This window comes from Chryseobacterium sp. SN22 (genome assembly GCF_008329705.1).
Lineage (GTDB): Bacteria > Bacteroidota > Bacteroidia > Flavobacteriales > Weeksellaceae > Chryseobacterium.
Genome location: NZ_VTSX01000038.1, coordinates 1 through 24,583 on the forward strand (window position 1 = coordinate 1; position 24,583 = coordinate 24,583).

At 40.7% G+C, this 24,583-nt stretch carries 20 protein-coding genes and 1 pseudogene; 14 read left to right on the forward strand and 7 right to left on the reverse strand.

Annotated elements, in window-relative coordinates; all coding sequences use genetic code 11:
• A pseudogene (locus FY557_RS18970) lies at positions 1-417 on the reverse strand (prolyl-tRNA synthetase); the annotation flags it as partial.
• A 147-nt stretch (positions 418-564) separates the two neighbouring features.
• On the opposite strand from FY557_RS18970, the gene proS reads away from it, so the two are divergent.
• From proS to FY557_RS19000, 6 genes are all read left to right on the forward strand, one after another.
• Positions 565-2,040 (forward strand): proline--tRNA ligase, encoded by a 1,476-nt coding sequence (gene proS, locus FY557_RS18975; protein WP_149248802.1) that lies wholly within the window; start codon positions 565-567, stop codon positions 2,038-2,040.
• A 190-nt stretch (positions 2,041-2,230) separates the two neighbouring features.
• Positions 2,231-3,556 carry an OmpA family protein gene (locus FY557_RS18980; protein ID WP_149248803.1) on the forward strand — a complete coding sequence of 442 codons (1,326 nt, stop codon included), beginning with the start codon at positions 2,231-2,233 and terminating at the stop codon, positions 3,554-3,556.
• Positions 3,557-3,663: 107 nt separating this feature from the next.
• Positions 3,664-5,004: an Nramp family divalent metal transporter gene (locus FY557_RS18985; protein WP_149248804.1), complete on the forward strand. Its 1,341-nt coding sequence runs from the start codon at positions 3,664-3,666 to the stop codon at positions 5,002-5,004.
• A gap of 375 nt (positions 5,005-5,379) precedes the next feature.
• The gene (locus FY557_RS18990) at positions 5,380-5,919 is read left to right on the forward strand and encodes a nucleotide exchange factor GrpE (RefSeq protein WP_410496149.1); all 540 of its coding nucleotides are present in this window, start codon (positions 5,380-5,382) and stop codon (positions 5,917-5,919) included.
• A gap of 76 nt (positions 5,920-5,995) precedes the next feature.
• Complete coding sequence (gene dnaJ, locus FY557_RS18995; RefSeq protein ID WP_149248806.1) at positions 5,996-7,114, forward strand: molecular chaperone DnaJ; 1,119 nt, start codon at positions 5,996-5,998, stop codon at positions 7,112-7,114.
• 119 nt (positions 7,115-7,233) lie between these two features.
• Entirely contained in the window at positions 7,234-7,584 is a 351-nt protein-coding gene (locus FY557_RS19000; RefSeq protein ID WP_149248807.1) for a prevent-host-death protein, read from the forward strand.
• 155 nt (positions 7,585-7,739) lie between these two features.
• On the opposite strand, the gene FY557_RS19005 is transcribed toward FY557_RS19000, so the two are convergent.
• On the reverse strand, positions 7,740-8,660 hold the full coding sequence (locus tag FY557_RS19005; protein ID WP_149248808.1) for an acyltransferase family protein: 921 nt from the start codon (positions 8,658-8,660) through the stop codon (positions 7,740-7,742).
• Between the two features lie 61 nt (positions 8,661-8,721).
• Complete coding sequence (locus FY557_RS19010; RefSeq protein ID WP_149248809.1) at positions 8,722-9,624, reverse strand: DUF808 domain-containing protein; 903 nt, start codon at positions 9,622-9,624, stop codon at positions 8,722-8,724.
• Positions 9,625-10,003: 379 nt separating this feature from the next.
• On the opposite strand from FY557_RS19010, the gene FY557_RS19015 reads away from it, so the two are divergent.
• On the forward strand, positions 10,004-10,816 hold the full coding sequence (locus tag FY557_RS19015; RefSeq protein ID WP_149248810.1) for a GLPGLI family protein: 813 nt from the start codon (positions 10,004-10,006) through the stop codon (positions 10,814-10,816).
• Positions 10,817-10,966: 150 nt separating this feature from the next.
• Complete coding sequence (locus FY557_RS19020; RefSeq protein WP_149248811.1) at positions 10,967-11,839, forward strand: alpha/beta hydrolase; 873 nt, start codon at positions 10,967-10,969, stop codon at positions 11,837-11,839.
• Between the two features lie 83 nt (positions 11,840-11,922).
• Here FY557_RS19020 and FY557_RS19025 read toward each other — a convergent pair whose 3' ends face one another.
• From FY557_RS19025 to FY557_RS19035, 3 genes are all read right to left on the reverse strand, one after another.
• Positions 11,923-12,630 carry a DedA family protein gene (locus tag FY557_RS19025; RefSeq protein WP_149248812.1) on the reverse strand — a complete coding sequence of 236 codons (708 nt, stop codon included), beginning with the start codon at positions 12,628-12,630 and terminating at the stop codon, positions 11,923-11,925.
• An 85-nt stretch (positions 12,631-12,715) separates the two neighbouring features.
• Entirely contained in the window at positions 12,716-13,828 is a 1,113-nt protein-coding gene (gene prfB / locus FY557_RS19030; RefSeq protein ID WP_149248813.1) for a peptide chain release factor 2, read from the reverse strand.
• Positions 13,829-14,571: 743 nt separating this feature from the next.
• Complete coding sequence (locus FY557_RS19035; protein WP_149248814.1) at positions 14,572-15,927, reverse strand: AAA family ATPase; 1,356 nt, start codon at positions 15,925-15,927, stop codon at positions 14,572-14,574.
• 117 nt (positions 15,928-16,044) lie between these two features.
• Here FY557_RS19035 and FY557_RS19040 point away from each other — a divergent pair, with 117 nt between their 5' ends.
• From FY557_RS19040 to FY557_RS19050, 3 genes are all read left to right on the forward strand, one after another.
• Positions 16,045-16,947, forward strand: a complete 903-nt coding sequence (locus tag FY557_RS19040; RefSeq protein ID WP_149248815.1) for an ABC transporter ATP-binding protein — start codon at positions 16,045-16,047, stop codon at positions 16,945-16,947.
• Positions 16,948-16,949: 2 nt separating this feature from the next.
• Positions 16,950-17,795, forward strand: coding sequence for an ABC transporter permease (locus tag FY557_RS19045; protein WP_149248816.1), 846 nt, complete (start codon positions 16,950-16,952; stop codon positions 17,793-17,795).
• Positions 17,796-18,194: 399 nt separating this feature from the next.
• The gene (locus FY557_RS19050; protein ID WP_149248817.1) at positions 18,195-18,464 is read left to right on the forward strand and encodes a hypothetical protein; all 270 of its coding nucleotides are present in this window, start codon (positions 18,195-18,197) and stop codon (positions 18,462-18,464) included.
• A gap of 238 nt (positions 18,465-18,702) precedes the next feature.
• Here FY557_RS19050 and msrB read toward each other — a convergent pair whose 3' ends face one another.
• A complete protein-coding gene (gene msrB / locus FY557_RS19055; RefSeq protein ID WP_149248818.1) occupies positions 18,703-19,812 on the reverse strand; it encodes a peptide-methionine (R)-S-oxide reductase MsrB in 1,110 nt (369 codons plus the stop codon).
• A 459-nt stretch (positions 19,813-20,271) separates the two neighbouring features.
• On the opposite strand from msrB, the gene alaS reads away from it, so the two are divergent.
• The 3 genes from alaS to FY557_RS19070 form a co-directional block, all read left to right on the forward strand.
• Positions 20,272-22,875: an alanine--tRNA ligase gene (gene alaS, locus FY557_RS19060; RefSeq protein WP_149248819.1), complete on the forward strand. Its 2,604-nt coding sequence runs from the start codon at positions 20,272-20,274 to the stop codon at positions 22,873-22,875.
• An 84-nt stretch (positions 22,876-22,959) separates the two neighbouring features.
• On the forward strand, positions 22,960-24,021 hold the full coding sequence (locus FY557_RS19065) for a PQQ-binding-like beta-propeller repeat protein (RefSeq protein ID WP_149248820.1): 1,062 nt from the start codon (positions 22,960-22,962) through the stop codon (positions 24,019-24,021).
• Positions 24,022-24,365: 344 nt separating this feature from the next.
• Positions 24,366-24,583, forward strand: a 218-nt coding sequence (locus FY557_RS19070; RefSeq protein WP_149248821.1) for a hypothetical protein, incomplete at its 3' end; no start/stop codon positions are given.

Here is a 24,583-nt window from a genome sequence, read left to right on the forward strand (position 1 = left end):
GTTATAGCCACCGTACATACCGCCCCAACCCCAAGGGCCTCCCCAGCCCCAGGAATTATCGTAGTAATTCGTCTGGCTTCCGGCATAGCTGCCCCAGTCTGAATCGGTAGCCGTATTGTTCCAGGAATAATTGTTCCATGCATCATATTTTCCTTCCCGGGAATTCATTTCTGCATTCTGAACCACATTGGTATCATCCTGATAATAATTATATTCTTCTCCTACCCTGTTTCCTCTGTCATTGATAATTACCCCTTCAGGAAGTGTATCTTTATTGGGGTCGTAGTAAACCCCGTCGGTCTCGCTGTAGCCACCCATCTGTGCACCACACGACATTAGGATCAATCCGCCGGCAATGGTAAGAATCCCTTTGGATTTCAGCACGCCAAGCAAATTTTTATGTATATTTTTTTTCATGATAACGTAAAAATTTTTTATTTAAATTATATTTGCAGTCTGTACCAAAAATGTACCATCAGCACAGGTACAAAAATCTATCAAAAATAGATTTTTATTTTTAGATGACAATAATTGCAATAAGTTAAAAATATTAAAAAAAAATTAATGGCAAAATTAACCTCAAGAAGCGAAGATTACAGCAAATGGTATAATGAGTTGGTGGTGAAAGCCGACTTAGCTGAAAACTCAGGAGTGCGGGGGTGTATGGTAATTAAACCGTACGGCTATGCGATCTGGGAGAAAATGCGTGATGAAATGGACAGGAAGTTCAAGGAAACAGGTCACGTAAATGCTTATTTCCCGCTGTTTGTGCCCAAGAGCTTGTTTGAGGCTGAGGAGAAGAATGCAGAAGGTTTTGCTAAGGAATGTGCCGTAGTAACGCATTACCGTTTAAAAACGGATCCGGACAACCCATCCAAACTGATCGTGGATCCGGATGCCAAACTGGAAGAAGAACTGATTGTGCGTCCTACTTCCGAAGCCATTATCTGGAACACCTATAAAAACTGGATCCAGTCTTACAGGGATTTACCGATATTAATCAACCAGTGGGCGAATGTTGTCCGTTGGGAAATGAGAACGCGTCTTTTCCTGAGAACGGCGGAATTTTTATGGCAGGAAGGCCACACGGCACACGCTACGAAAGATGAAGCGGTAGAAGAAGCAGAGAAAATGAATAAGGTATATGCCGATTTTGCCGAAAATTTTATGGCCATTCCGGTAATCCAGGGACTAAAGACGCCTTCTGAAAGATTTGCAGGGGCGGACGAAACCTATTGTATTGAAGCTTTAATGCAGGATGGAAAAGCTTTACAGGCAGGAACTTCCCACTTTCTCGGGCAGAACTTCGCAAAGGCATTCGACGTAAAATTCACGAATAAAGAAGGGAAAATCGAACATGCATGGGCAACGTCATGGGGAACCTCAACGCGTCTGATGGGTGCTCTGATTATGACACACTCCGATGACTTCGGATTGGTACTTCCTCCTACCCTGGCGCCGATCCAGGTGGTGATTGTGCCTATTTTCAAAGGAGAAGAACAGCTTGCACAGATCAGCGAAGTAGCACTGGATATCCAGGCCAAATTGAGAGCCAGAGGGATTTCCGTAAAATTCGATAATGATACCCAGAATAAACCGGGCTGGAAATTTGCCGAATATGAACTGAAAGGGGTACCTGTAAGAATTGCCATGGGACCGAGAGACCTGGAAAACAATTCCGTAGAAATCGCCAGAAGGGATAATTTAACCAAAGAAGTACGCGCGATTGAAGGTATTGATTCTTACATCGAAGACTTACTTCAAACCATCCAGAAAGACATTTATACCAAAGCCTTTGAATTCAGAAAAAACAATATCACGAAAGTAGATACGTACGAAGAGTTTAAAAAAGTGCTGGAAGAAAAAGGAGGGTTTATCTATGCCCATTGGGATGGAACGGCTGAGGAAGAAGAACAGATCAAAGACGAAACGAAAGCGACGATCAGATGTATCCCTCTGGATGATGATATTGAAGAAGGCGTATCATTGATTTCCGGTAAACCTTCCCAGAGAAGGGTTCTGTTTGCCAAGGCCTACTAAATATAAATAGTAATCGATGATTGATAATTGATGTTATTGTAATTAAATGATATTGAGCATTAAATAAATCAATTGTTTAAAACAATGAATCTGCAAAAGTTCCCGGAATTTTTGCAGATTTTTTTTGTGGGATGTATTTGGACTATTTTTTGTTACCCTTATTCCAACATTAATCTCAAAATATTTTATTATGTCATTACACGTCATTGATCTAATTAAAGGACAGTTGGGTCCGGCACTGACCTCCCAGACGGCCGCTCAGCTCGGAGAAAGTGAAAGCTCAGTTTCTAAAGCCATACAAGGCCTTTTGCCGGCTGTTGTAGGCGGACTGGCAAACAATGCCGATAATCCGGAAGTATTGGATACGATATCAAATGCTTCTTCCAGTGGTATTTTAGGAAACCTGCCGGGTGGTTCATCCAATGACTCAGCTATTTCCCGTCTGTTATCGGTTCTTTTCGGCGACAGGCAGAACGGGCTGATTGAAACCATTGCCGGATATGCAGGAATCAGTAACAACTCATCAAGTTCATTGCTTAATATGGTTACCGGCGCAGCTGTAGGATCCTTAGGAAAATATGCCGCCGACAACAATCTGGATCATGCAGGAATTTCAAGCCTGTTAAATGACCAAAAAGGAATTGTTTCAACTTTACTGCCTGCCGGTCTTTCTTTAGCTGCACTTAATGAAAGCGGTGACTGGGATGCACGTTATAAATTTGACAATGACCGGGATGCCATTAAAATGCCGGCTGAGGAAAAACCCGTATCCGGAGAACCGAAAATTGAAGTAACGAGAAGTACCGCTCCCGAAGGGACATTTCCGGACAGACCCATCACCAATGACAGCGGCTCCATCTGGAAGTGGCTGCTTCCCCTGCTTCTTTTACTGGCTGCAGGTTTCTTCGTATGGAAACAGTGCGACAAAAGAGAAACCACTACAACAACTACAGTAAGTGATTCCGGAAATGTAGTAACCGACACCACGACCGCTACCACTTCAGGAATGAGGGATACGGCTGCAATGGCAGCAACATCGAAAGTAGATGAAGACATCGACCTGAACGGTACTGCACTGAAAGGCTACAGAGGCGGAATGGAAGATCAGATGATTGCCTTCCTTAAATCAGGGAGCTACAAAAATGCTGCAGATGATAATGCTTTGAAAAACCAATGGTATAATTTCGACCATGTAAATTTCAAATTGGGAAGTGCTACTGAACTGGAAGCCGGTTCCGAAGGACAATTGCAAAACCTGGTAGCCATTTTGAAAGCTTATCCCGAAGCAAAAATAAAAATCGGGGGCTATACCGATAAGACGGGTAATGAGGCTGCAAATTTAAAGTTGTCTGCTGAAAGGGCTAATTTTATTAAATCATGGCTGGAAAAACAGGGCGTAGCTTCACAGGTAACCGGAGCAGACGGATATGGAAGTGAGTTTGCTGCCGTTGATGCCAAAGCTTCTGATTCAGAAAGAGCAGTTGACAGAAAAATGGCGGTGAGATTTTCAAAGTAACTCAAAATCCAAATGATATAAAATCCCGGAACTATTTCGGGATTTTCTTTTGTTCCTTGTCCTTTTCATTAATTTAATTATATTTGTTAGTCATTTCTAACATTTTTATGAATTCAAATTTAAAAAACGCCTGGCGAAAAGATAAAACGTCTCATTCCCTGTCCGAAGCCTATTCTTCGGTAAAGATTCCTAAAAACGGAAATTTCTGGAGGAAATATTTAGCCTTTGCAGGCCCGGGGCTTATGGTTGCCGTCGGATATATGGATCCCGGGAACTGGGCTACCGATATTGCCGGAGGTGCGCAGTTCGGCTATACCCTGCTGTCGGTGATTCTGATCTCCAATATTTTTGCGATGGTGCTGCAGCACCTTTCCGTAAAACTGGGAGTCGTTGCGGAAAGGGATCTTGCACAAGCCTGCAGGGATCATTTCAGCCCGACCACAAACTTTATCCTATGGGTATTCTGTGAGATTGCCATTGCAGCGTGTGATCTTGCTGAAGTTATCGGTTCTGCCATTGCCTTAAATTTACTTTTCCATATTCCGCTGACCTGGGGAATTGTAATTACTACCGTTGATGTCCTGTTCATTCTCCTTCTTCAGTCGAAAGGTTTCCGTTGGATCGAAAGTATTGTCGGAGGCTTGATTTTTATTATTCTTGCCTGCTTCGTTTACGAATTGGTCATTTCAAAACCTGCTGTCAATGAACTTTTAGGAGGCCTTGTTCCGCATAAAGAAATTATCCGGAATCCGGCGATGCTGTATATAGCTATCGGAATTCTGGGAGCTACGGTAATGCCGCATAATCTATACCTTCACAGCAGCATTGTGCAGACCAGGGATTACTCCCGTGATGCCGCAGGAAAAAAGGAAGCCATAAAATTCGCTACTTTAGACAGTACGGTCTCCCTGATGCTGGCTTTCTTCATCAATGGAGCTATTTTAATCTTAGCGGCCGCCACTTTTCACATCTCAGGAAATAAAGACGTCGCCGATATTCATGATGCCTATAAAATGCTGACCCCGATTTTGGGAGCTTCCATGGCAAGTATTGTGTTTGCGGTTGCTTTATTGGCTTCAGGGCAGAATTCTACGCTCACCGGCACCCTTGCAGGACAGATCGTCATGGAAGGATTTTTAAATATCAAACTAAAACCCTGGCTGCGGCGTCTGATCACGCGATTGATTGCGGTAATTCCGGCACTGATCGTTTCGATTCTCTATGGTGAAAGCGGTACAACAGAACTACTGGTTTTAAGCCAGGTTATCTTATCGATGCAACTGAGCTTCGCCGTGGTTCCCCTCGTGATGTTCACCAGCGATAAAGCCAAAATGGGAGAATTTGTGAATAAGCCTTTTTTAAAGGTCAGTGTTTGGATTATTTCATTTATTATTATTGTGTTGAATCTTTACCTTCTGTACCAGACGTTTTTTGGGGAAGGGGTTTAAAGAAGTAATGAGCTAAGTAGTGAATGGTTATTGAGATTGCGTTCTGTCTGTCATCCAATTGTTTTGGAATGCGCACATACGCTGAAATTGGATGAGAAAAGGTTGTTGCGTTGAAAGACGCAAAGAATTGAACGCTGTCAAATTTTTATGCTGTTGAATTTGATATCTTTTCAAATGTTATCATATGCGCTATTCAATCTTATTAAAGATAAAACATGTACCTTTCTGCGTAAAGCATTCATTTGCAAATCAAAATTCACTACATCCTATTCATGATTGCCCATTCCCCATTCACTCTCTACCCATAATCTGACGAAATGTCACGCTTTTTTATTTGGCAGAATGTTTGCGAATAAAAAGGAAAATAAAGATTGAATTATGGAAAACCAGGATATTAACGAAGAAAGCATCAACAATCAGGAAGATACGAATATTCAGAATGAAGCAGCGGCAGAGGAAAATGTGACAGCAAAACCGACAGCAGAGGAACTTTTGGCAGAAGAAAAAGACCGTTACATCAGATTATACGCTGAATTCGAAAACTATAAAAAGAGAACATCCAAAGAAAAAATGGAGTTCTTCCAATACGCCAACCAGGATATGATGATCTCCATGCTGGGGGTTCTGGATGATTTTGAAAGAGCCATCAAGGAAATTGCGAAAAACGGCAATCCGGCAGATCTTCAGGGCGTTGAATTAATCTACAACAAATTTAAAAATAAGCTTACTGAAAAAGGATTAAAAACCATGGAAGTAAAAGCCGGTGACAGCTTTAACGTGGATTTCCATGAAGCTATTACCCAGATTCCCGCACCATCAGAAGATCTGAAAGGGAAAATCGTAGATGTTATTGAAACTGGATATACTTTGGGCGATAAAGTGATCCGTTTTGCGAAAGTAGTAACCGGAAATTAAAACATAGCCATAAGTAACGGGTAATAAGCAATTGTAATATTACTCATTATTCATTACTAATTACTCATATATAAAGATGTCAAAAAGAGATTATTACGAGGTGCTTGAGATCAGCAAATCTGCCTCAGCCGACGAAATAAAAAAAGCATACCGAAAAATGGCGATCAAATATCACCCGGATAAGAATCCCGGTGATAAGGATGCCGAGGAAAAGTTTAAAGAAGCTGCAGAGGCCTATGAGGTGCTGAGTGATGAGCAGAAACGTGCCAGATACGATCAGTTCGGCCATGCAGGAATGGGTGGCAACGGTGGCTTCGGCGGTGGCTTCGGTGGCGGCGGAATGAACATGGAGGATATTTTCAGCCAGTTCGGCGATATTTTCGGTGGCGGTTTCGGAGGATTCGGCGGTGGCGGTGGCGGCCGTCAGCAGGTGAAAGGTTCTAATTTAAGAATCAGAATCAAGCTGAACCTCGACGAAATGGTGAACGGTAGCCAGAAGACCATTAAAGTAAAAAAAATGAAGCTGGCAGAAGGTGCTACTTCAAAAACCTGCCCTACCTGTAACGGTTCGGGTGTTCAGCTGAAAGTGATGAATACCATGTTCGGACAGATGCAGACGCAGACGACCTGCGGAACCTGCCAGGGAATCGGTAAGGTAGCAGATAAAATTCCGGCAGGCGCCAATGCACAGGGGCTTATAAAAGATGAAGAGGAAGTAACCATCAACATTCCGGCCGGAGCCAGAGACGGCATCCAGCTGAACGTAAGGGGAAAAGGAAACGATGCTCCTTTCGGAGGTATTCCCGGAGACCTATTGGTGATTATTGAAGAGGAAGTCGATAAAGTAATCAAAAGAGAAGGCGACAATCTTCACCAGGAGCTGTATATTTCTTTCGCAGAAGCAGCACTGGGAACGAAAAAGGAAGTCCCTACCGTCGGCGGAAAGGTAAAAATAACGATCGATCCGGGAACGCAGTCAGGAAAAATCCTGAGGTTAGCCGGAAAAGGGCTGCCAAGCATCGACAGCTATGGAAAAGGCGATATGTTTATCCACATTAATGTCTGGACGCCACAGAAACTGACGAAGGAACAGAAAGATTTCTTTGAGAATCAGATGAGCACCGGGGAAATGGTGGCCGAACCGTCCGGAAAAGAAAAAACGTTTTTCGATAAAGTAAAAGATTTATTCAATTAATATTGGAAAGAGGCTTATTTTTTGTAGGTCTCTTTTTTCACATTAACTGCTGACCCACAACAGACCAATCATTAAATAAATAAAAATACATGCGTTTGATACGCTAATGCAAATTTCACATGAATTACAAGCTTCAACTCCGTACACCAGACTCTACCCCAAATCTTGTTTTTAACACGATTTTTTTCGATGCATTTAAAGTAAATATCGTAGAGCGATATTTCGGCCGTGTTCCGAAATCATGTGAGGTTTTATTTAAAGTAAGAACCTTGGATGATGTACTTGTTCAGAGGAAAGACGGGAATACCAGAGTAAAAATTAAAGACGCTGATCTTGAAACGTATATGAGACTGATCAAAGTATTGGGATCGTATGAGTACCGTAACCATCTGATAAACCGGAATGAAGCAGAACAAGATCTGGTTCATTTTATTCTGAGACTGGTAATTATCAATTATGATTTGAATTAATCGTAAATTGATTACATTATAAACAGGCTGTCCGAAATTTCCGGACAGTCTCTTTTATTTAGTGCTATTCAGCAGGGTTTTGAAAATTTCTTATGGTAAATGATAACCGGACATATTTTCTCGGTAAGATTCTTTCGTTATAAAGTTCACCCGTCTTACAACACATATTTCAGCTTGCGGTTCAGGAATACCAGAAGAAGGCTGGCAGCCGTTAACAACCCGATAAAAATAACGTCCTGCAAACACTTGAAGTAAGCAGATTTATAAACAAATTCCATGACCAGAGGATGAATGAGGTAGATGGCCGTTGAAATGCTTGCAAGTATTTTAGAGTCCGTTTTCAACGTTATATTTTTACAATACAGAAACAGTAACGGGCACGCAAGCAGCAATGAAAATAAAAGATCAATGCTTTCTTTTTTCTCAAGATGCAGCACTTTGTTATTCAGAAAAGCCTCTGCAATCACCATTCCTATAGAAAGCAAGACCAGCTTCAGCGAAGGCTTCCGCTTAGTGTCCATCCCCAGTTTTTTAATTAAAAATCCTGTTCCGAGAAACGGAAAGCAGACAAACAGGAAGTTCCGGTATGTGGGAAACAGATTGAATACGATATCCGATTCGCCTTCAAAGTAATGTGAGTTTCCAAGATACTGAATAGTATAGCCACAGCAAAAACAGGCTAATAAAATTAAAGACAGCCTTTTGGCAGGAACCTTTTTTAGCACATACAATAGCAGACCGGCAAATAAAGTTCCGATCAGGTACCATAAATGATGATAGCCGAAGAGGAGATTCAAGGCATATTGGCCATCTTTCCAGAAAGGAATATAAACAACCGACCAGACGGCATACAGCAGAAAGATGCGGAAACACCATTTTTTCAGCTTCGAAAAATCATTTACATAGAAAAAGAAATATCCTGAAATGATCAGGAAAACCGGAACGCCCATCCTGAAAAGCCCATTGACCAGTACATAACTCAGTAGCGGGAACGAATCCTGCAGTATATGCAGATGGAGGCAGACCACAAAAATGGCCAATCCGATTTTTAAAATGTCTATCGATAAACTTCTCATGAATAATCAAAAAAAGCTTACGATTTACTCATAAGCTTGTCTGTTCAAAGGTAATATTAAATTATTTACTTTTCACTAAAGAAACGGCTCCTTTCCCTAAAGTAAACAGAATTACTCCCAGAATACCACCCGCAAGCCCGAGCAGGATTTCTTTTATTTTGGTAAGGATTTCACTGGATGACCATTCGGGTAAAAGGTGATGGAAATATTCGATCCGGTGGGCAAAAATTCCGCCGGCTACCATGATCAGGGCAATGGTTCCGATTACGCCCAATGATTTGATCACAATAGGCAATGCTTTCACCAATAAGTGCCCCAGTTTTCCGAAGAACCCTTTGTCATTGCTTTTTTTAATCAGCTTAAACCCTGCATCGTCCATTCTTACGATCAGGGCTACAATCCCGTATACTCCGACAGTAGCAATAAAGGCAACCAATGTAGTAACGAGGATCTGGGTAATGAAAGGATGTTTTTCTTCCAGCACTGTCCCCAATGCAATAATTACGATCTCAATGGATAAGATAAAATCTGTGGTAATGGCGGATTTTATTTTTGATTTTTCCACTTCTTCCGGATTCTGTTCTTTTGTCAGCTCAATTTCCTTTTCTACTTCATGCCCTTTTTTGTCACGGTGAAAAAAATACTCTATAATCTTCTCTACCCCTTCAAAAGCCAGATACAGTCCTCCCAGAATCAGTACATAATTAATAGCCGGTGCATAGAGCCAGTTCAGAAGAAATACCACAGGAAGGATAATCAGTTTGTTGATAAAGGAGCCTTTTGTAATTGCCCACAATACCGGAAGCTCTCTTGACGAAAGGAAGCCCGTTGCTTTTTCAGCATTTACTGCAAGATCGTCTCCCAGGATGCCCGCTGTTTTCTGAGTTGCCACTTTACTCGTCACCGCCACATCATCCATCAATGCCCCGATATCGTCCAGAATCGCAAAAAAACCAGATGCCATAGTATTTTAATATTTTTTTAATAATTGTTAAAGCGCAAAATTAATTATTTAAATTCGGTTTTCCGCATGTGCCGTATTAATTTCAGTGTAAACTTTAACAAAGAACACACCATTTGTGCTGCAGGACTGATTATGGGTTAACGGACTTGAAGAGGGAGGCCGGGAGCCGGAAGTTTTTTAGCTGCATTAATACTAAACTTACAAAGGATTCATGGCAAACTTTTTTAATCGATTACAAAAAATTTATTGCTTTTGCTGACTCCCCTGCCTGTCTTGATTTATATCTAAAAATTTTGCTGAATCGTACAGCAGCAAACTTTGATAATATCCACTCAATGATGAATTATTTGTATATTCACCGGCATAATTATTTATCACTATGAAATTACTTCAATTGATTCTTGTCCTTAGCATCGGGATTTTTTTCGGCCAGAATAAGCAGTTTATTTACGAATACCGGTTTATTCCCGACTCTACCCGTAAAAGCGATATAAGAACGGAAATAATGATTCTGGACATCAGTCCGAAAAAATCTGAGTTTTATAGTCTGGAACAATTCCGGTCCGATTCTACCCTGTTGGCAGACAGCCAGAAGGGAATCTGGACTATGCCTCCTAATAAACCGATGATCAGCGACCGGGTCATAAAATATCCTCATTCCGGCAGGATCACGTATGTAAAAACGCTTGACGAAAAGTATTTTGTCGATCAGGAAATACAACTCAACTGGAAACCGGCAAATGAATTCAAGACCATCTTAAATTATAAAGCGCAGAAAGCAACCGCTGAATTCGGCGGAAGAACCTGGACCGCCTGGTTTACAACAGAAATTCCTTTACAGGACGGACCGTATAAATTTTCGGGTCTTCCCGGTTTAATTCTTGAAATTGAAGACCGGAGCAAAAGCCATCAATTTTCATTAAGAGCAGTAAAAAACTCCGGTACGGAAATAATTTATCCTAACCTGAATAACTATAAAGAATTAAAGACCACTTATTCTCAATACGTTAAAATTTTCAGATCGTACCGCAAGAATCCGGCAGCAGGCCTTGTCGGAAAAATTCCTGATCAGACCGATGCATCAGGAAAATTTATAAGCGGAACCCAACAGGTCCGGGAAATTGAAAAAATGAGACTCGAATCCTTTAAAAAAGACAATAATATTCTTGAGATTGAATTATTGAGCAAATAAAACCGGTTTTCCTTTCGGGTTTTTTGAATAAAGAAAATTTATTTTATAAATAAACCTCCGTGTGGTAATGCAAATCATTCCGTAATACCTTAAGGAAAATCACCGGTTAAAATGAAATCTTCCATTCAATTTTTCCGTACCTTTAACTTTATGAAAAAGCTGATTCTGAATTACCATTTCTTTGTTTTAGGATTGATTGGCTTGGTACTGAATTCATGCAATACGCGGAAATTTAAAGTGTGGGTGGGAACGGATAACGAACAGAAAATTTACAACCTGAAATACGGCGAGCACAAAAGACAGAAGATGGATGTTTTTCTTCCGTCGGGATATCCCGTAAACAGCCCGGTGGTATTGCTGATCCACGGCGGAGGCTGGACCATGGGAAAAAAAGAGCATATGATCCAGATCCAGAAGATGCTTTTTAAGAATAACATTCCCAGCATCAATATGAATTACCGGCTGGTTTCCAGGACCAAAAAAATCACCTACCACGAACAGCTGGAAGACATCGATTCTGCGTTGGCGAAGTTTAATTCGCTGGCTGAGAAAGCGGAGCTACTACCGGATAACTATATCCTTTTGGGCGAAAGTGCCGGCGGGCATCTGGCTCTACTCTATGGCTACAGCCATCCTCAAAGGGTAAAGAAAATCATCTCTTTAAGCGGGCCGACCGATTTTTATTCCCCGGAATACCTGAATTCGTTTTACTCAAAATATTCATCGCCTACGATTCAGAAAGTCGTGGGTGCAAAATTCGACCGTAAAAATTTATCCGAAGAATTCAGAAAGGTAAGCCCGATCGCTAATGTTTCCAACGTTCCTACCCTGCTCTTTCAGGGAAACCAGGATTTCTTGGTTAATCAGAAACAGGGACTGGCTCTGGATTCGGCACTGACGGCGCAGAATATTGCCCATAAATTTATTTACATGGAAAAAACAGGTCATGTTCCGAGGTTTTTCAATAAGTTGAAAAGGGACAGCATTATTTATCCGAATATCCTGGAATGGATCCGGGAGTGAACTAAACTCCAGCAAATTAACTCAACTCTAAAAAAATTAACCTGCTCATTGGAGCAGGTTATTCTATATTTCAAAAGCAATTCTTATTTTTCTTCTTCGTCAAAATGATGGTTTTCATATTTCGAGAAATCCTGTTTTTTACCAAATAAAAATTTAATGATAAGCGGCACGGTTGTTATCAGAACAATCACAATGATGATAAGTTCCAGCTTTTTCTTCAGGTCGATTCCAAACTGGTCGATAAACAGCTTATCAAGGTAATGTCCGGCAAAAATCAATAAAAACGACCAGAGCACGGCACCGATGATGTTGTCTCTCAGAAAGTCTTTTTTATCCATCTTTACGATTCCGGCTACAATTGGGGTAAATGTTCTCACCACCGGTAAAAACCTCGCCATAATAATTGCAAGCGCACCATTTTTCTCAAAAAAGTCATGCGCCTGATACAGGTATTTCTTTTTAAACAACCAGTTGTCCGGTTTCTTGTACAGTGTAGAGCCTGCTTTTCTTCCGAAATAATAGCCTACTTCATTACCGACAATGGCTGCCAAAGCCACAGATGAAGCCAAAATGAAAGTATCGAAAAAATCGCTTCCCGTAGAACCGAAGGTCGCCTGGATAATATCGATCGAATAGATTCCCGAAACGAAAAGCAATGAATCTCCCGGTAAAAAAAATCCTACAAAAAGGCCGGTCTCTGCAAAAATAATAAACAGGATCAGCCAGAATCCGCCCAGCTTGATGTAGAACTCGGGATTTAATAAATCCTTCCAGTTAGTGAAATCTTCCATACATTTTGATTAGCAACAAAAATAGCATTAATAAACGTCAAAAGGAAATATATTGTAAGATTTTAACGAATTTTAAACATGATCTTTATAAGTCCATATCATCCTCCGAAACGGCCGTCCCGTCCGCCATCAGGAAGGCTTTCAGGAAAGGTGTGAGGTTTCCGTTCATTACGGAATCCACATCCGAAGTCTCAAAGCCGGAACGTACATCTTTTACCAGCTTATACGGATGCATCACATAGTTTCTGATCTGGCTGCCCCACTCGATCTTCATTTTGTTGGCCTCGATTTCGTTACGGGCTTTCAGCCGTTCTTCCAGCTCCATTTCGTACAACCTCGAACGGAGCAATTGCATCGCTTTTTCCTTGTTCTGAAGCTGGGATCGGGATTCGGAGTTTTCAATGATAATTCCCGTAGGGGCGTGGCGGAGACGGACTGCCGTTTCCACTTTGTTTACGTTCTGACCACCGGCTCCCGAAGACCGCATCGTTTCAAATGAAATATCCGCCGGGTTGATGTTGATTTCGATGGTATCATCTACCAAAGGATACACGTAAACCGATACGAAGCTGGTATGACGCTTGGCATTGGAATCGAAAGGAGAAATCCTTACCAGCCGGTGAACCCCGTTCTCCCCTCTCAGATAGCCGAAAGCAAATTCCCCTTCTATTTCCAGGGTTACGGTTTTTACACCGGCCACATCGCCTTCCTGGAAGTTCAGCTCGCGGATTTTGTACCCTTGCTTTTCGGCCCACATGGTATACATCCTCATCAGCATGGAAGCCCAGTCGCAGCTCTCCGTTCCCCCGGCTCCGGCTGTGATCTGAAGCACTGCCGAAAGCTCATCGCCTTCATTGGAAAGCATATTCTTGAATTCCAGGTCTTCAATTTTTTCCACCAGCTGAGGGAAAGTAGCGTCCAGTTCCTTTTCGGAATCCGGGTCTTCTTTGGCAAATTCCACCAATACCTGAAGGTCCTCAAACTGGGTATTGATTTCGTCATAGGCTTCGACCCATTTTTTCTTGGACCGAAGCTGCTTCAGGAAGGCTTCCGCCGTTTTGGGATTGTCCCAGAATTCGGGCGCAGCCGTTTTTTCATCGTCATTGGAAATTTCAATCTTCTTTTTGTCAATCTGAAGATATTTATGGAGGTCGTCAATCCTTGATTGGATTTCTTTTATCTGGTCGTTGTTGATCACGATTTTTTATTTCCTGCAAAAATAAGAAATTTTTATTCCGTTATTGCCGGATTGTGTGGGTTTGACGATCAAAATGCAATAGATAAATGCTTTTGTTTGGATCATTGCACCTGCAGATTCTGTTGTCCGGTATTGTTGGTTGTGCAAGGACGCAAAAAAATTGGATCATTATGCCGTTGAAGGCGCAAGGAATTTGACGCTGTCAAATTTGTATACCGTGAATACCAGCCTTTGAATCTTTATTCCTTATAAGTTTGATGGTACCTAATTTTATCGGAGATAATAGCTTTGCGTTTTAAAAATGTTCTGCATCTCAAAAAATTCGCGTCTTGACATTTTCCAACATGACCGCAGTGAAAAATTCACTGCTCACCCTTCACTTGCGAAGCAAAATTCACCTGCTAAACCACCCCGCCAAAAATTCTTTGAATTTCCGACACCCCTCCGACTTTCGGAGGGGAATTACGGTTAAGGGTATTCCTCAGACTTTTGATTGGGCTGGAATGTGCAAAGACGTGAGAAAATTGGATTATTATACTGCTTAAAGACGCAAAGAATTTGACACTGTCAAATTTTTATTCCGCGAATATTAACTTTTGAATTTTTATTCTTGTATAAAATCAACGGTATGTAATTTTATCAAAGATAAAATCCTGGCGTCTTAAAAACCTTCTGCATTTCAAAAGATTCGTGTCCCGGCGTTTTTCAACAATAATCCATAATCCAAAATTGACCATTCACCATCACCCCTGGCTTCCTCCCTCTTCATTGTGATGGAAACCGATAATGCGGCGCGGTTCTTCCACTGCCCTATAAGTATCCACTTCTTTTTTCAGTTCTTTGATGCGGGATTGGAACTGGTCGAAATTGTGGATGGTAACGTCCTTTAAAAAAACGGCAATCTGGTCGAGGTATTCTCCCGTCAGTTTTCCGGCTGCATCCCGCAAGGCTCCGTTCAGAAGATTCTGATCTATTATCAGGTTTTCGTTACGGGTTTTCTGGTAAAGGTTTTTGACCCTCTTTTTCAGGCTCTGGGTAAAATCGATCAGCATGGTGTTGCTGAAGACTTTCATTTTCGCAGAAATACCGTTCCAGAAAGGAATCTGATCGGCTTTATTGTTTTTAAGGATTTTAAATAAAAGCGAGTTTTTCTCCAGGTTTTTGGTCATCGCATAAAGAATAATCTCCGCGCGCTCGGCAGCATTGGGAGGGAAAACGGGAACCATCACGTCAAATCTTCCGGGTGCGGTTATTTCTTCATCGATGTCGGAAACGGATTTTGCAGAACCTATCATCAGAAGCTCTTCCTGTTCAAATCTTGAAATATGGTGAAGAATCATTTCCTGGGTTTCAAGATTGCACGACGCCACATTATTTTCCGCTTTTCTCGCCATCATGATCTCGTCAAAATCATCCATAAACAACAGGACCTTGTCTTCCTTCATCATCGTGACCAGAAAATCATTGAAATTGGTCTGATTGCCGTCTACATAAGAAGTTCCGAGATAATGCTTTTTCACTTCCTTAAACTGATAACCGGTAATTTCCGCAATTTTATTGGCCCAGAAGATCTTGCCGCTTCCGGGAGGTCCGTACAGGATGATTCCAGCCGGCTTGTTGATGCCCCAGTCTTTGATCTGCTGAGGGTTTAAAAACGGTTCCAGAATACCCGAAATGTAGAAAAACAGGTCCCGGTAGCCAATAAAGTCCCTTTTCTGAAGACTGGTTTTATGGCCGAAATAATCATAAACAAATTGATAGTTGCCGCCTAACCGGTTATCGATTCCATAGCTTGAAACGGAAGACTTGAAAAATCCGTTATCGAAAATATTGGGATCTTTTTCTTTAATCGCCTGTTCTACTTTCTCTTTCGGCTGTTTGATGGTTTCGGAGATCTGCTCCAGGGTTTTGGTCTTATCCAGATCTTTTTCATAGAGCCTTAAAAATTCAGCATTTTCTCTGGCAAATTTTTCAAAATCTTTTTTTACTTCAAAATTGGTGTGGATGCAATCCGTAAGGTCGAGATCGAAATCCTGAATAAATTGCTTTACCGCTTCGGCCGAAACCTCAAGTTCCTTAGCCAGTTCGATTAACTTCATAATTACCGATTAATACGATCAAATATAAGATTTTTTAAGATTAAATTTCATTGATCTGAAGTAATATTTGTAACATATTCCCACTTAAACCTACTATTTATATGTAAAACAAATTACATGGAAAAAATTTTATCAGTAAAGAATCTGACGAAAAAATTCAAGAGAACGGTAGTGAACAGCATCTCCTTCGATGTGGAAAGAGGAAATGTTTACGGGCTGCTGGGGCCTAACGGAAGCGGAAAATCCACCACCTTTGGGATGTTGCTTTCAACGATCAACCCGACCAGCGGAGAATGGTACTGGTTCGGAAAAAAAGGGACCGATCCGGATACCCTAAAGAAAATAGGAGCGATTATCGAACAGCCGAATTTTTACCCTTACCTGAATGCGGAAACCAACCTTAAGATCGTAGCGGAAATCAAAGGGACACCGTATTCCAGGATTGATGAGGTTTTAAAGACTGTCAACCTGCTGGAAAGAAAAAAAGACTTGTTCCGTACCTACTCGCTGGGAATGAAACAGCGTCTGGCCATTGCCTCCGCGATGCTGAACAACCCTGAAGTCATGATCCTGGACGAACCGACGAACGGGCTTGATCCCGAAGGAATTATCCAGATCCGTGAGATCATCAGCAATATTGCCAGACAGGGCATTACGATTATCATCGCGAGCCACCTGCTGGACGAGATTGAAAAGATCTGCAGCCACGTGATCGTTTTAAAAGAAGGAACTTCCCTTTACTGCGGAAGGGTGGACGAAATGACCGCCAACAACGGCTATTTTGAACTGAAGGCAGACAACAATGCATTGCTTCTGAATGCGCTAAATGAACTTCAGTGGTTTACGGCCATCAACCATGACGGTGATCTGCTGAAAGCCCAGATCCGTGACGATGCCTCAATTTCCGCTTCAGCCCTGAACCAGAAACTGGCTGAAAAAGGAATTTTCCTTTCGCACCTGACAAAGAAAAAGCTGTCTCTTGAATCCCAATTCCTTGAACTTGTAAAAAACACAAAATAATCATGAGCAAATTATTAAAACTAGAATATTACAAAAACCTGAACTACCGGCCTTTTAAGGTTTTCACGATCTTATATTTCGCGATTCTTATCGCACTGCTTTTTATCGGGCTGGTTGATTTCGACCTTTTCGGTGGAACAATCAACCTGAAAGAGCAGGGCATCTACAACTTCCCGGAAATCTGGAATTTCACGACTTATATTGTTGCTTTACTGAAGATTTTCCTGGGGCTTATTATCGTGTTTTCGATCTCGCAGGAATTCAGCAACCGGATGTTCAAGCAGAATACAATTGATGGATTAAGCAGAAAGGAATTTATCACTTCCAAACTTTTAACGATAAGCGTTTTCACCGTCGTTTCCACCGTTCTTGTGTTTGCTCTTACGATGTTCCTTGGCTATCAGTATTCGGATACTACAGAATCTGCGAAGGTATTTAAGGAAATCTTTTTTATCGGCAATTATTTTGTAAAGCTGTTTACCTTTTTCTGTTTCCTGATGTTCCTTTCGGTATTGCTGAGAAAATCGGTGTTTGTTTTCCTGGCACTTTTCGTATTCTGGATCGGCGAAGGTATTTTATCGGCCGTAGAAGTTTTTACGAAAGTAAGAGGATTACAGGGCGAACAGAGAAACCAGATTCTGCAGAACGACTTTTTCGTAACGCATCTTCTTCCGCTGGAAAGCATGTCAAGCCTGATTCCGAACCCCATGATGCGGCTGAACATGGCCAAAATGATGGGCATGAAATACGAATTCCACTACCCTACGGAAAGCTTGATAGCTTGTTTAGCATGGTGCGCGCTTTTCATCTTCGGATCGTACTGGATTCTCAGAAAAAGAGACTGGTAAGTAATTGTAAACATTCAACACAATATATTCAGATTATTTTTTTAGTGGCTCATTTTCGGGCCACTTTTTTGTTTTTCCAACTTAAAATTTTTATTAAATTACACCAAAATTACAGCCATGAGAAAAATCTCTTATGTCCCGGGACTCATTAGTGCTTTACTGATACCTGTCTTGTTTTGGTATTACGGAAATCAAAAAATTAAGGAGCCCATCACCAATATTATGGATTTTGGAATTCCTTCAAAAATAGATTTAAAGGAAGAATCTATTAATTCTGGGACCTCTTTTGAATCCATAAGAATCTGGAATTATAAAAAAATAACAGTAGAAGCCGGCAGAGCAAAAGAAAATTCCGGCCTTTTTGTTGCGGAGGTTAAAAAACTTCAAAAAAGAAATCAAATGAATACCGGCATCGAATTTATTCTGGATGAAAATAATACGTACGGAGATTTTGTTTCTTTGGTCAATGACATGGCCATTGCAAGACACGAAATTTATGGTTTGGATATCAATAAAACAGGCCATTTTTTTGTTCCTGTTTTTTACAAAAATCCCGATGCAAAAAACGAATCGTCAGATAATGAAATGATGATTCCTATTGATGCAGGTTCGCTTTCATACGGAATTATAAGCCAGATTTTTATGAAAGGTCAAATATTTTATTCCTGAATCTTCCAAAACAGAGTTATTATATCATTTTTGGATTTCTGTTATTTTTAAACATCTCAATGTTCAGCATTAAAGAAAATCTTCAGATGAGAAGGCATTTAATTTGAAATAATATGTAAACAAACCTTCAAGGTTTTCTAAACTTTGAAGGTTTAAATTGTTAGCTAATAAATATACAGCAAAAAAGAGACTGCCTTTCGGCAGCCCCCTTACAATCACTTCTTCACTTTAAAAACACTTATTTTTTATCTTTATCCAGCAGGGCGATGTATTCGCCGTAGCCTTTTGCTTTCATTTCCGCTTTCGGGATAAATTTCAGCGAAGCACTGTTGATGCAGTAACGAAGTCCACCTTTATCTTCCGGTCCGTCGTTGAAAACGTGCCCCAAATGCGCATCTCCGGTTTTACTTCTTACTTCTACTCTTGTCATTCCATGGGAACGGTCCAGTTTTTCTTCCACCAGCTTTTTGGTAATCGGTTTGGAAAAGCTTGGCCATCCGCATCCGGATTCAAATTTATCAGTAGAAATAAACAACGGCTCTCCTGTGGTGATATCTACATAAATCCCTTCACGGGTCTCATCCCAATATTCGTTTTTAAAAGCCATTTCCGTCCCGTTCTGCTGGGTAACGTTATACTGTTCAGCGGTCAGTTTTTCTTTTAAAACCTTCTGATCCTGCTTCTGGTATTTGGTTTCCTTTGTTTCCTTTTTCTTCGGTGGGTTGGCATTTTTCGCCATTTCAAACAATCCCGGTTCAATGTGACAGTAGCCTCCCGGATTTTTATCCAGGTAATCCTGGTGATAATCTTCCGCTCTGTAGAAATTCTTTAACGGGATGGTTTCTACGACCACCGGTTTGCTGTAATTTTTAGCCAGTTTGGCTACTTCAGCTTTTACCATGGCTTCCGTTTCTTTATCGGTGGTATAAATTCCGGTTCTGTACTGGTTTCCCCGGTCATTTCCCTGCTGATCTAAGCTGGTCGGGTCTATCGTTTTAAAATATAAATCGATCAGCAATTTCAGGTCTACTTCTTCAGGATCATATTTTACTTTTACCGTTTCTGCAAAACCCGTCGTATGGCTTACCACTTCTTCATAAGTCGGATTCTTTTTGTTTCCGTTAGCATATCCCACTTCCGTTCCTACTACGCCCCTGATCTGCTGGAAAAAATGTTCGGTTCCCCAGAAACAACCGCCTGCAAAATAGATTTCCTTTACATTTTTATTGTCCATAATGGTCTCATTTTCTTTCTTTATGTCCGTGGATTTGGTTTTGGCATCTCCACAGCCCGTTGCAAAAACCGCAATACCCAGAACAACGCTGAGCAATATTAATATGTTCTTCATTTTTATTTTTATATCCATTTCAAATCTTTTCTTTTCTTCACTACCCCGCCTATTCAAATTGCAAATTTCGGACTAATTTTCCGGTTGTTTCAAAGATAATCTCTATCTTAATGATAGTAGGCCTGCAGGATTTCCTTACACTATCATTTACGAAAAATATCAGGAAATGGATTTGGTAATAGAAACATTTATCTGTTCATCTTTAATTGGTTTACCTGATTTTAAAACGCAAACCTAGTCTTTTTCTGATTGGGAAAATAAATAATATCGTTAATAGGATAGACTATTAACGATACTAATAACAAATAAACTTCCGGCAACCCTGTTTCCGTCTTCGAACTTACTGCCTGTTTTCTACTTCAGGTTCACTTTAAATTTACGGCTTCCCGCTTACGGTTTTCAGTAAAAAACAGTAGATTTGCATCTTATCAAAATTGTAAAAAGCAAAGCATATAGATCATGACATCACAAGAGATCCGTCAGAAATTTTTAGATTATTTTCAAAGTAAAGGCCACCTGATCGTTCCTTCTGCACCGATTGTGCTAAAGGATGACCCTACCCTTATGTTTTCCAACTCCGGGATGACGCAGTTCAAAGATTATTTTTTAGGCTACAAAGAGCCTAAAGCCCCGAGAATTGCCGATACCCAGAAATGCCTGAGGGTTTCCGGGAAGCACAACGACCTGGATGATGTGGGCAGGGATACCTATCACCACACCATGTTTGAAATGTTGGGGAACTGGTCTTTCGGCGACTATTTCAAGAAAGATGCTATTGCTTTTGCCTGGGAATTACTGACAGAAGTCTACGGAATCCCGAAAGAAAACCTGTACGTTACGATTTTTGAAGGGGATGCTTCCGAAAACCTGGAAAGGGACCAGGATGCTTATGATTTCTGGAAATCCCATATTTCCGAAGACCGGATCATCAACGGAAACAAAAAAGACAACTTCTGGGAAATGGGTGAAAGCGGGCCTTGCGGACCGTGCTCTGAAATCCACGTCGATTTAAGAAGCGAGGAAGAAAAAGCCAAAGTTTCAGGGCTTACCCTTGTTAATAATGACCATCCGCAGGTCGTGGAAGTATGGAACCTGGTTTTCATGGAATTCAACAGGAAAGCGGACAGGTCGCTGGAGAAACTTCCTGCCCAGCATGTAGACACCGGAATGGGCTTCGAACGCCTTTGTATGGCGCTTCAGGGAAAATCGTCCAACTATGATACCGATGTCTTCACCCCTTTAATTGCTAAAGTGGAGGAACTTTCCGGTAAAAAATATACCGGTATTCTGGAGAACGAAAAAGATATTGCCATCCGTGTGGTGGTAGACCATATCCGCGCGGTTTCCTTTGCAATTGCCGACGGACAGCTGCCTTCCAACGGAGGTGCCGGTTATGTAATCCGGAGAATTCTGAGGAGAGGGATTTCTTATTCCTACCGGTTCCTGGATATGAAGGAACCGTTTCTGTTCCAATTGGTATCGGTGCTTCAGGATCAGATGGGTAAATTCTTCCCGGAACTGGAAAAGCAGGGCACGCTGGTAACGGAAGTGATCAAGAGTGAAGAAGAATCGTTTCTGAAAACCATTGAGAACGGATTGATCAGGGTTGAAAAACTGATTCAGCAGACGATTGCCGATCGGCAGAAAGTACTTCCTACTGACGAAGTTTTTGAACTGTTCGACACCTATGGCTTCCCGGATGATTTAACCAGAATTATTGCTGAGGAAAAAGGACTGACCATAGATGAAGACGGCTTTAAGGCAAAGAAAAAAGAACAGCAGGAGCGCTCCAAAGCAGATTCTGCCCAGAAAGTTTACGATTGGGTAACGCTGGAAGAAAGAGACGAAAATTTCGTAGGCTATGACAAATTTGAATCGGAAACCTACATTACAAGATACCGGAAAATAGAAAACAAAGACGGAGAATTTTACCAGGTGGTCCTCAGCGAATCGCCATTTTACCCGCAGGGCGGAGGTCAGGTTGGTGATAAAGGAGTTCTTGAAAATGCGACGGAAAGTTTTGAAGTGCTGCAGACCGAAAAAGAAAACGGACTGATTGTTTCTTTAATCAACGGTCTTCCGAAAGATGCCGGTGCACTTTTCTATGCTAAAGTGAATGCCAGGGACAGAAAAAATTCCCAGGCTAACCATTCGGTTACCCATTTGCTGCACGAAGCGTTGAGAGAGGTACTTGGAACCCACGTTGAACAGAAAGGTTCTTACGTAGGCCCGGATTACCTTCGTTTCGACTTCTCGCATTTCAATAAAATGACGGAAGAAGAACTGGCTCTGGTAGAAAACAAAGTAAATGCAAAAATCAAGGAAAGCATCGCCTTACAGGAATTCCGGAATATCCCGATCCAGGAAGCCTTAGATAAAGGAGCCATGGCCCTGTTCGGCGAGAAATACGGCGACAGCGTAAGAATGATCCAGTTCGGAAGCTCCAGGGAACTTTGCGGGGGAACCCATGTAAAAAACACCATTGAAATCGGCCATTTCAAAATTATTTCCGAAGGCTCTGCCGCAGCAGGAATCCGAAGAATTGAAGCAATTTCAGGAGAGCGGTCCGAAGAATATTTCAAAAATTTAGAAAAACAGGTTTCTGAGCTTTCACAATTGCTGAAATCAAAGGATGTTATTCGCTCTATCGAAAAGCTGATTGAAGAAAATACTTCTCTTAAGTCTGAAGTGGAAGCCCTGAAGAAGGAAAAGGCAAAAGGCGAAATCGGCGAATGGAAAGGTGCTTACGAGCAAAAAGGCGATAAATTACTTTTGGTAAAAAGAACTTCTCTGGATGCAGGCTCAGTAAAAGATATTGTCTTTCAGTTGAAGAAAGAAATCCCGACTTCCATCACGGTTATAATGTCCGACGCAGACGGAAAACCGATGATTACCGTTGGCGTTTCAGATGATCTGGCAGGAATTTATCAGGCCGGAGCACTTATTAAAGAGTTAGCCAAAGAAATCCAGGGCGGCGGCGGCGGAAACCCGGGCTTTGCAACAGCCGGAGGGAAAAACCTTGATGGGCTGGAAAATGCTTATCAGAAAGCATTGAATATTTAATTTTTCAGATTAAATTCAAAATATAATAAAGGCAGCTGTTTTTTAGACAGCTGCCTTTCATTTTAACGGAATATTTTATTTATCTTGGCATTTCTCAAAATAAATAACATGGCCAGGGTTTGGATTTTAATGCTTTTTCTGCTTTTGTTTTCGTGCAAAAAAGCAGAACCCTACGATCGAAACCACCGTTATGCACTTGTTGCAAATATCAATTCAAAAGATAACCTGCTCGCCTATTCTTATACAAAAGACAATAATTACGCAATAAAACTGGAAGACTTACGAACCAACAAAACTATTTATACAAAGAAAATTAGTAATGATTGCTTTACAGAACCCAAAACTCACCATGGCAAATTGTATTTTCCCGAATCGGATCACTTATTTACCTGTGTTAATTATAAAACAGGTCAAGTTTCCTGGAAATTGCCAACCCCGGGACGAATAAGAGAATTTCAGATCGTAAATAATCACATTATTATTGCAAGTGTTGATGCATATGGGATCATCGCTATTCATGCCGATACCGGGAAGATTCTTTATGAATTGCCATTGCATTCGGATAAGAACTGCCAGGTAGATTTTGCGCCACGCCCTGTCGGGTTTGATGAAACTTATTTTTATGTTACAAATTTTAATTGTTCATTGATCTCTGCTTATGAAATTTCTTCCGGTAAAAAAGTCTGGAACAAAACAGAGTCCGCATTTGCGCTATCGAATTTTACCGTTACAGGAAAATATATTTTCCTGGGATATAACGTGCATAATAATGATAATCTCTCAGGAGAAATTATGCTGTTAGAGGCTCATACAGGAAAATTACTTTACAAACAGCATGCATTATTTGATATTTTCACAGATCCTGTTCCACATGGAAATAAGATTTATTACCATACTTACGATTATCGTTTGCAGGAATTTGATGTCGAAAACAAAACAGAGCGTACCCTATTCAAGTTTGGAGAATCGAATGACTTCGGAGGAAACCAGATCTACAGACAGGACCATTTCCTGTTTTTGCAGGATTTTCATTACAATATTGTAAAAATCAATTTACGTACACTCAAAAAAGAAATTTTCGATAAAAGTAATAAAGGAATGTTAGGGGTATATAAACGTAATAATAAAATAAATTTAATTTATTAACTGCCGAAAAAGAATTAAAATCTTAGTGAAAATACTTTTTAGATCCTTTAAAATTAAAAGATATTTCATAAATCAAATGATTTAAGGCTTTGAGAATTTTAGCTTCTGCAGTTTCAAAAAATCTGAAAATTTTCAGATTTTTTTTATTTAACTCCACTTTGGAACGATTCATGATTAATCAAAAAAAGATGAAATTCATTTTATGTTATATTTAAATTATTACAAGATATAACCTAATAATATAACATATTATATGAATAAACATAAAATATGGTATTAAAATCTAATTTTATTTAAAAATATTACACTTACACATATTAATACAAACTACAAAAATTAACATTATGAAACTAACACATTTCACTTCGAAGATTCAGATGGCCGTACTTATTTTGATAACCAATTTTACCGTAGTATGGGCCAATGCACAGGAAAAAGCAGCAGATTTAAAGGTAGATGTCGATATGGATAAAGGGGGCAGTTCAGATGGTTTGATGTCCAATCCTATTTTATGGGTTGCAGTAGCACTGATCCTTATTCTTATCGTTGCTTTGGCAGCAAG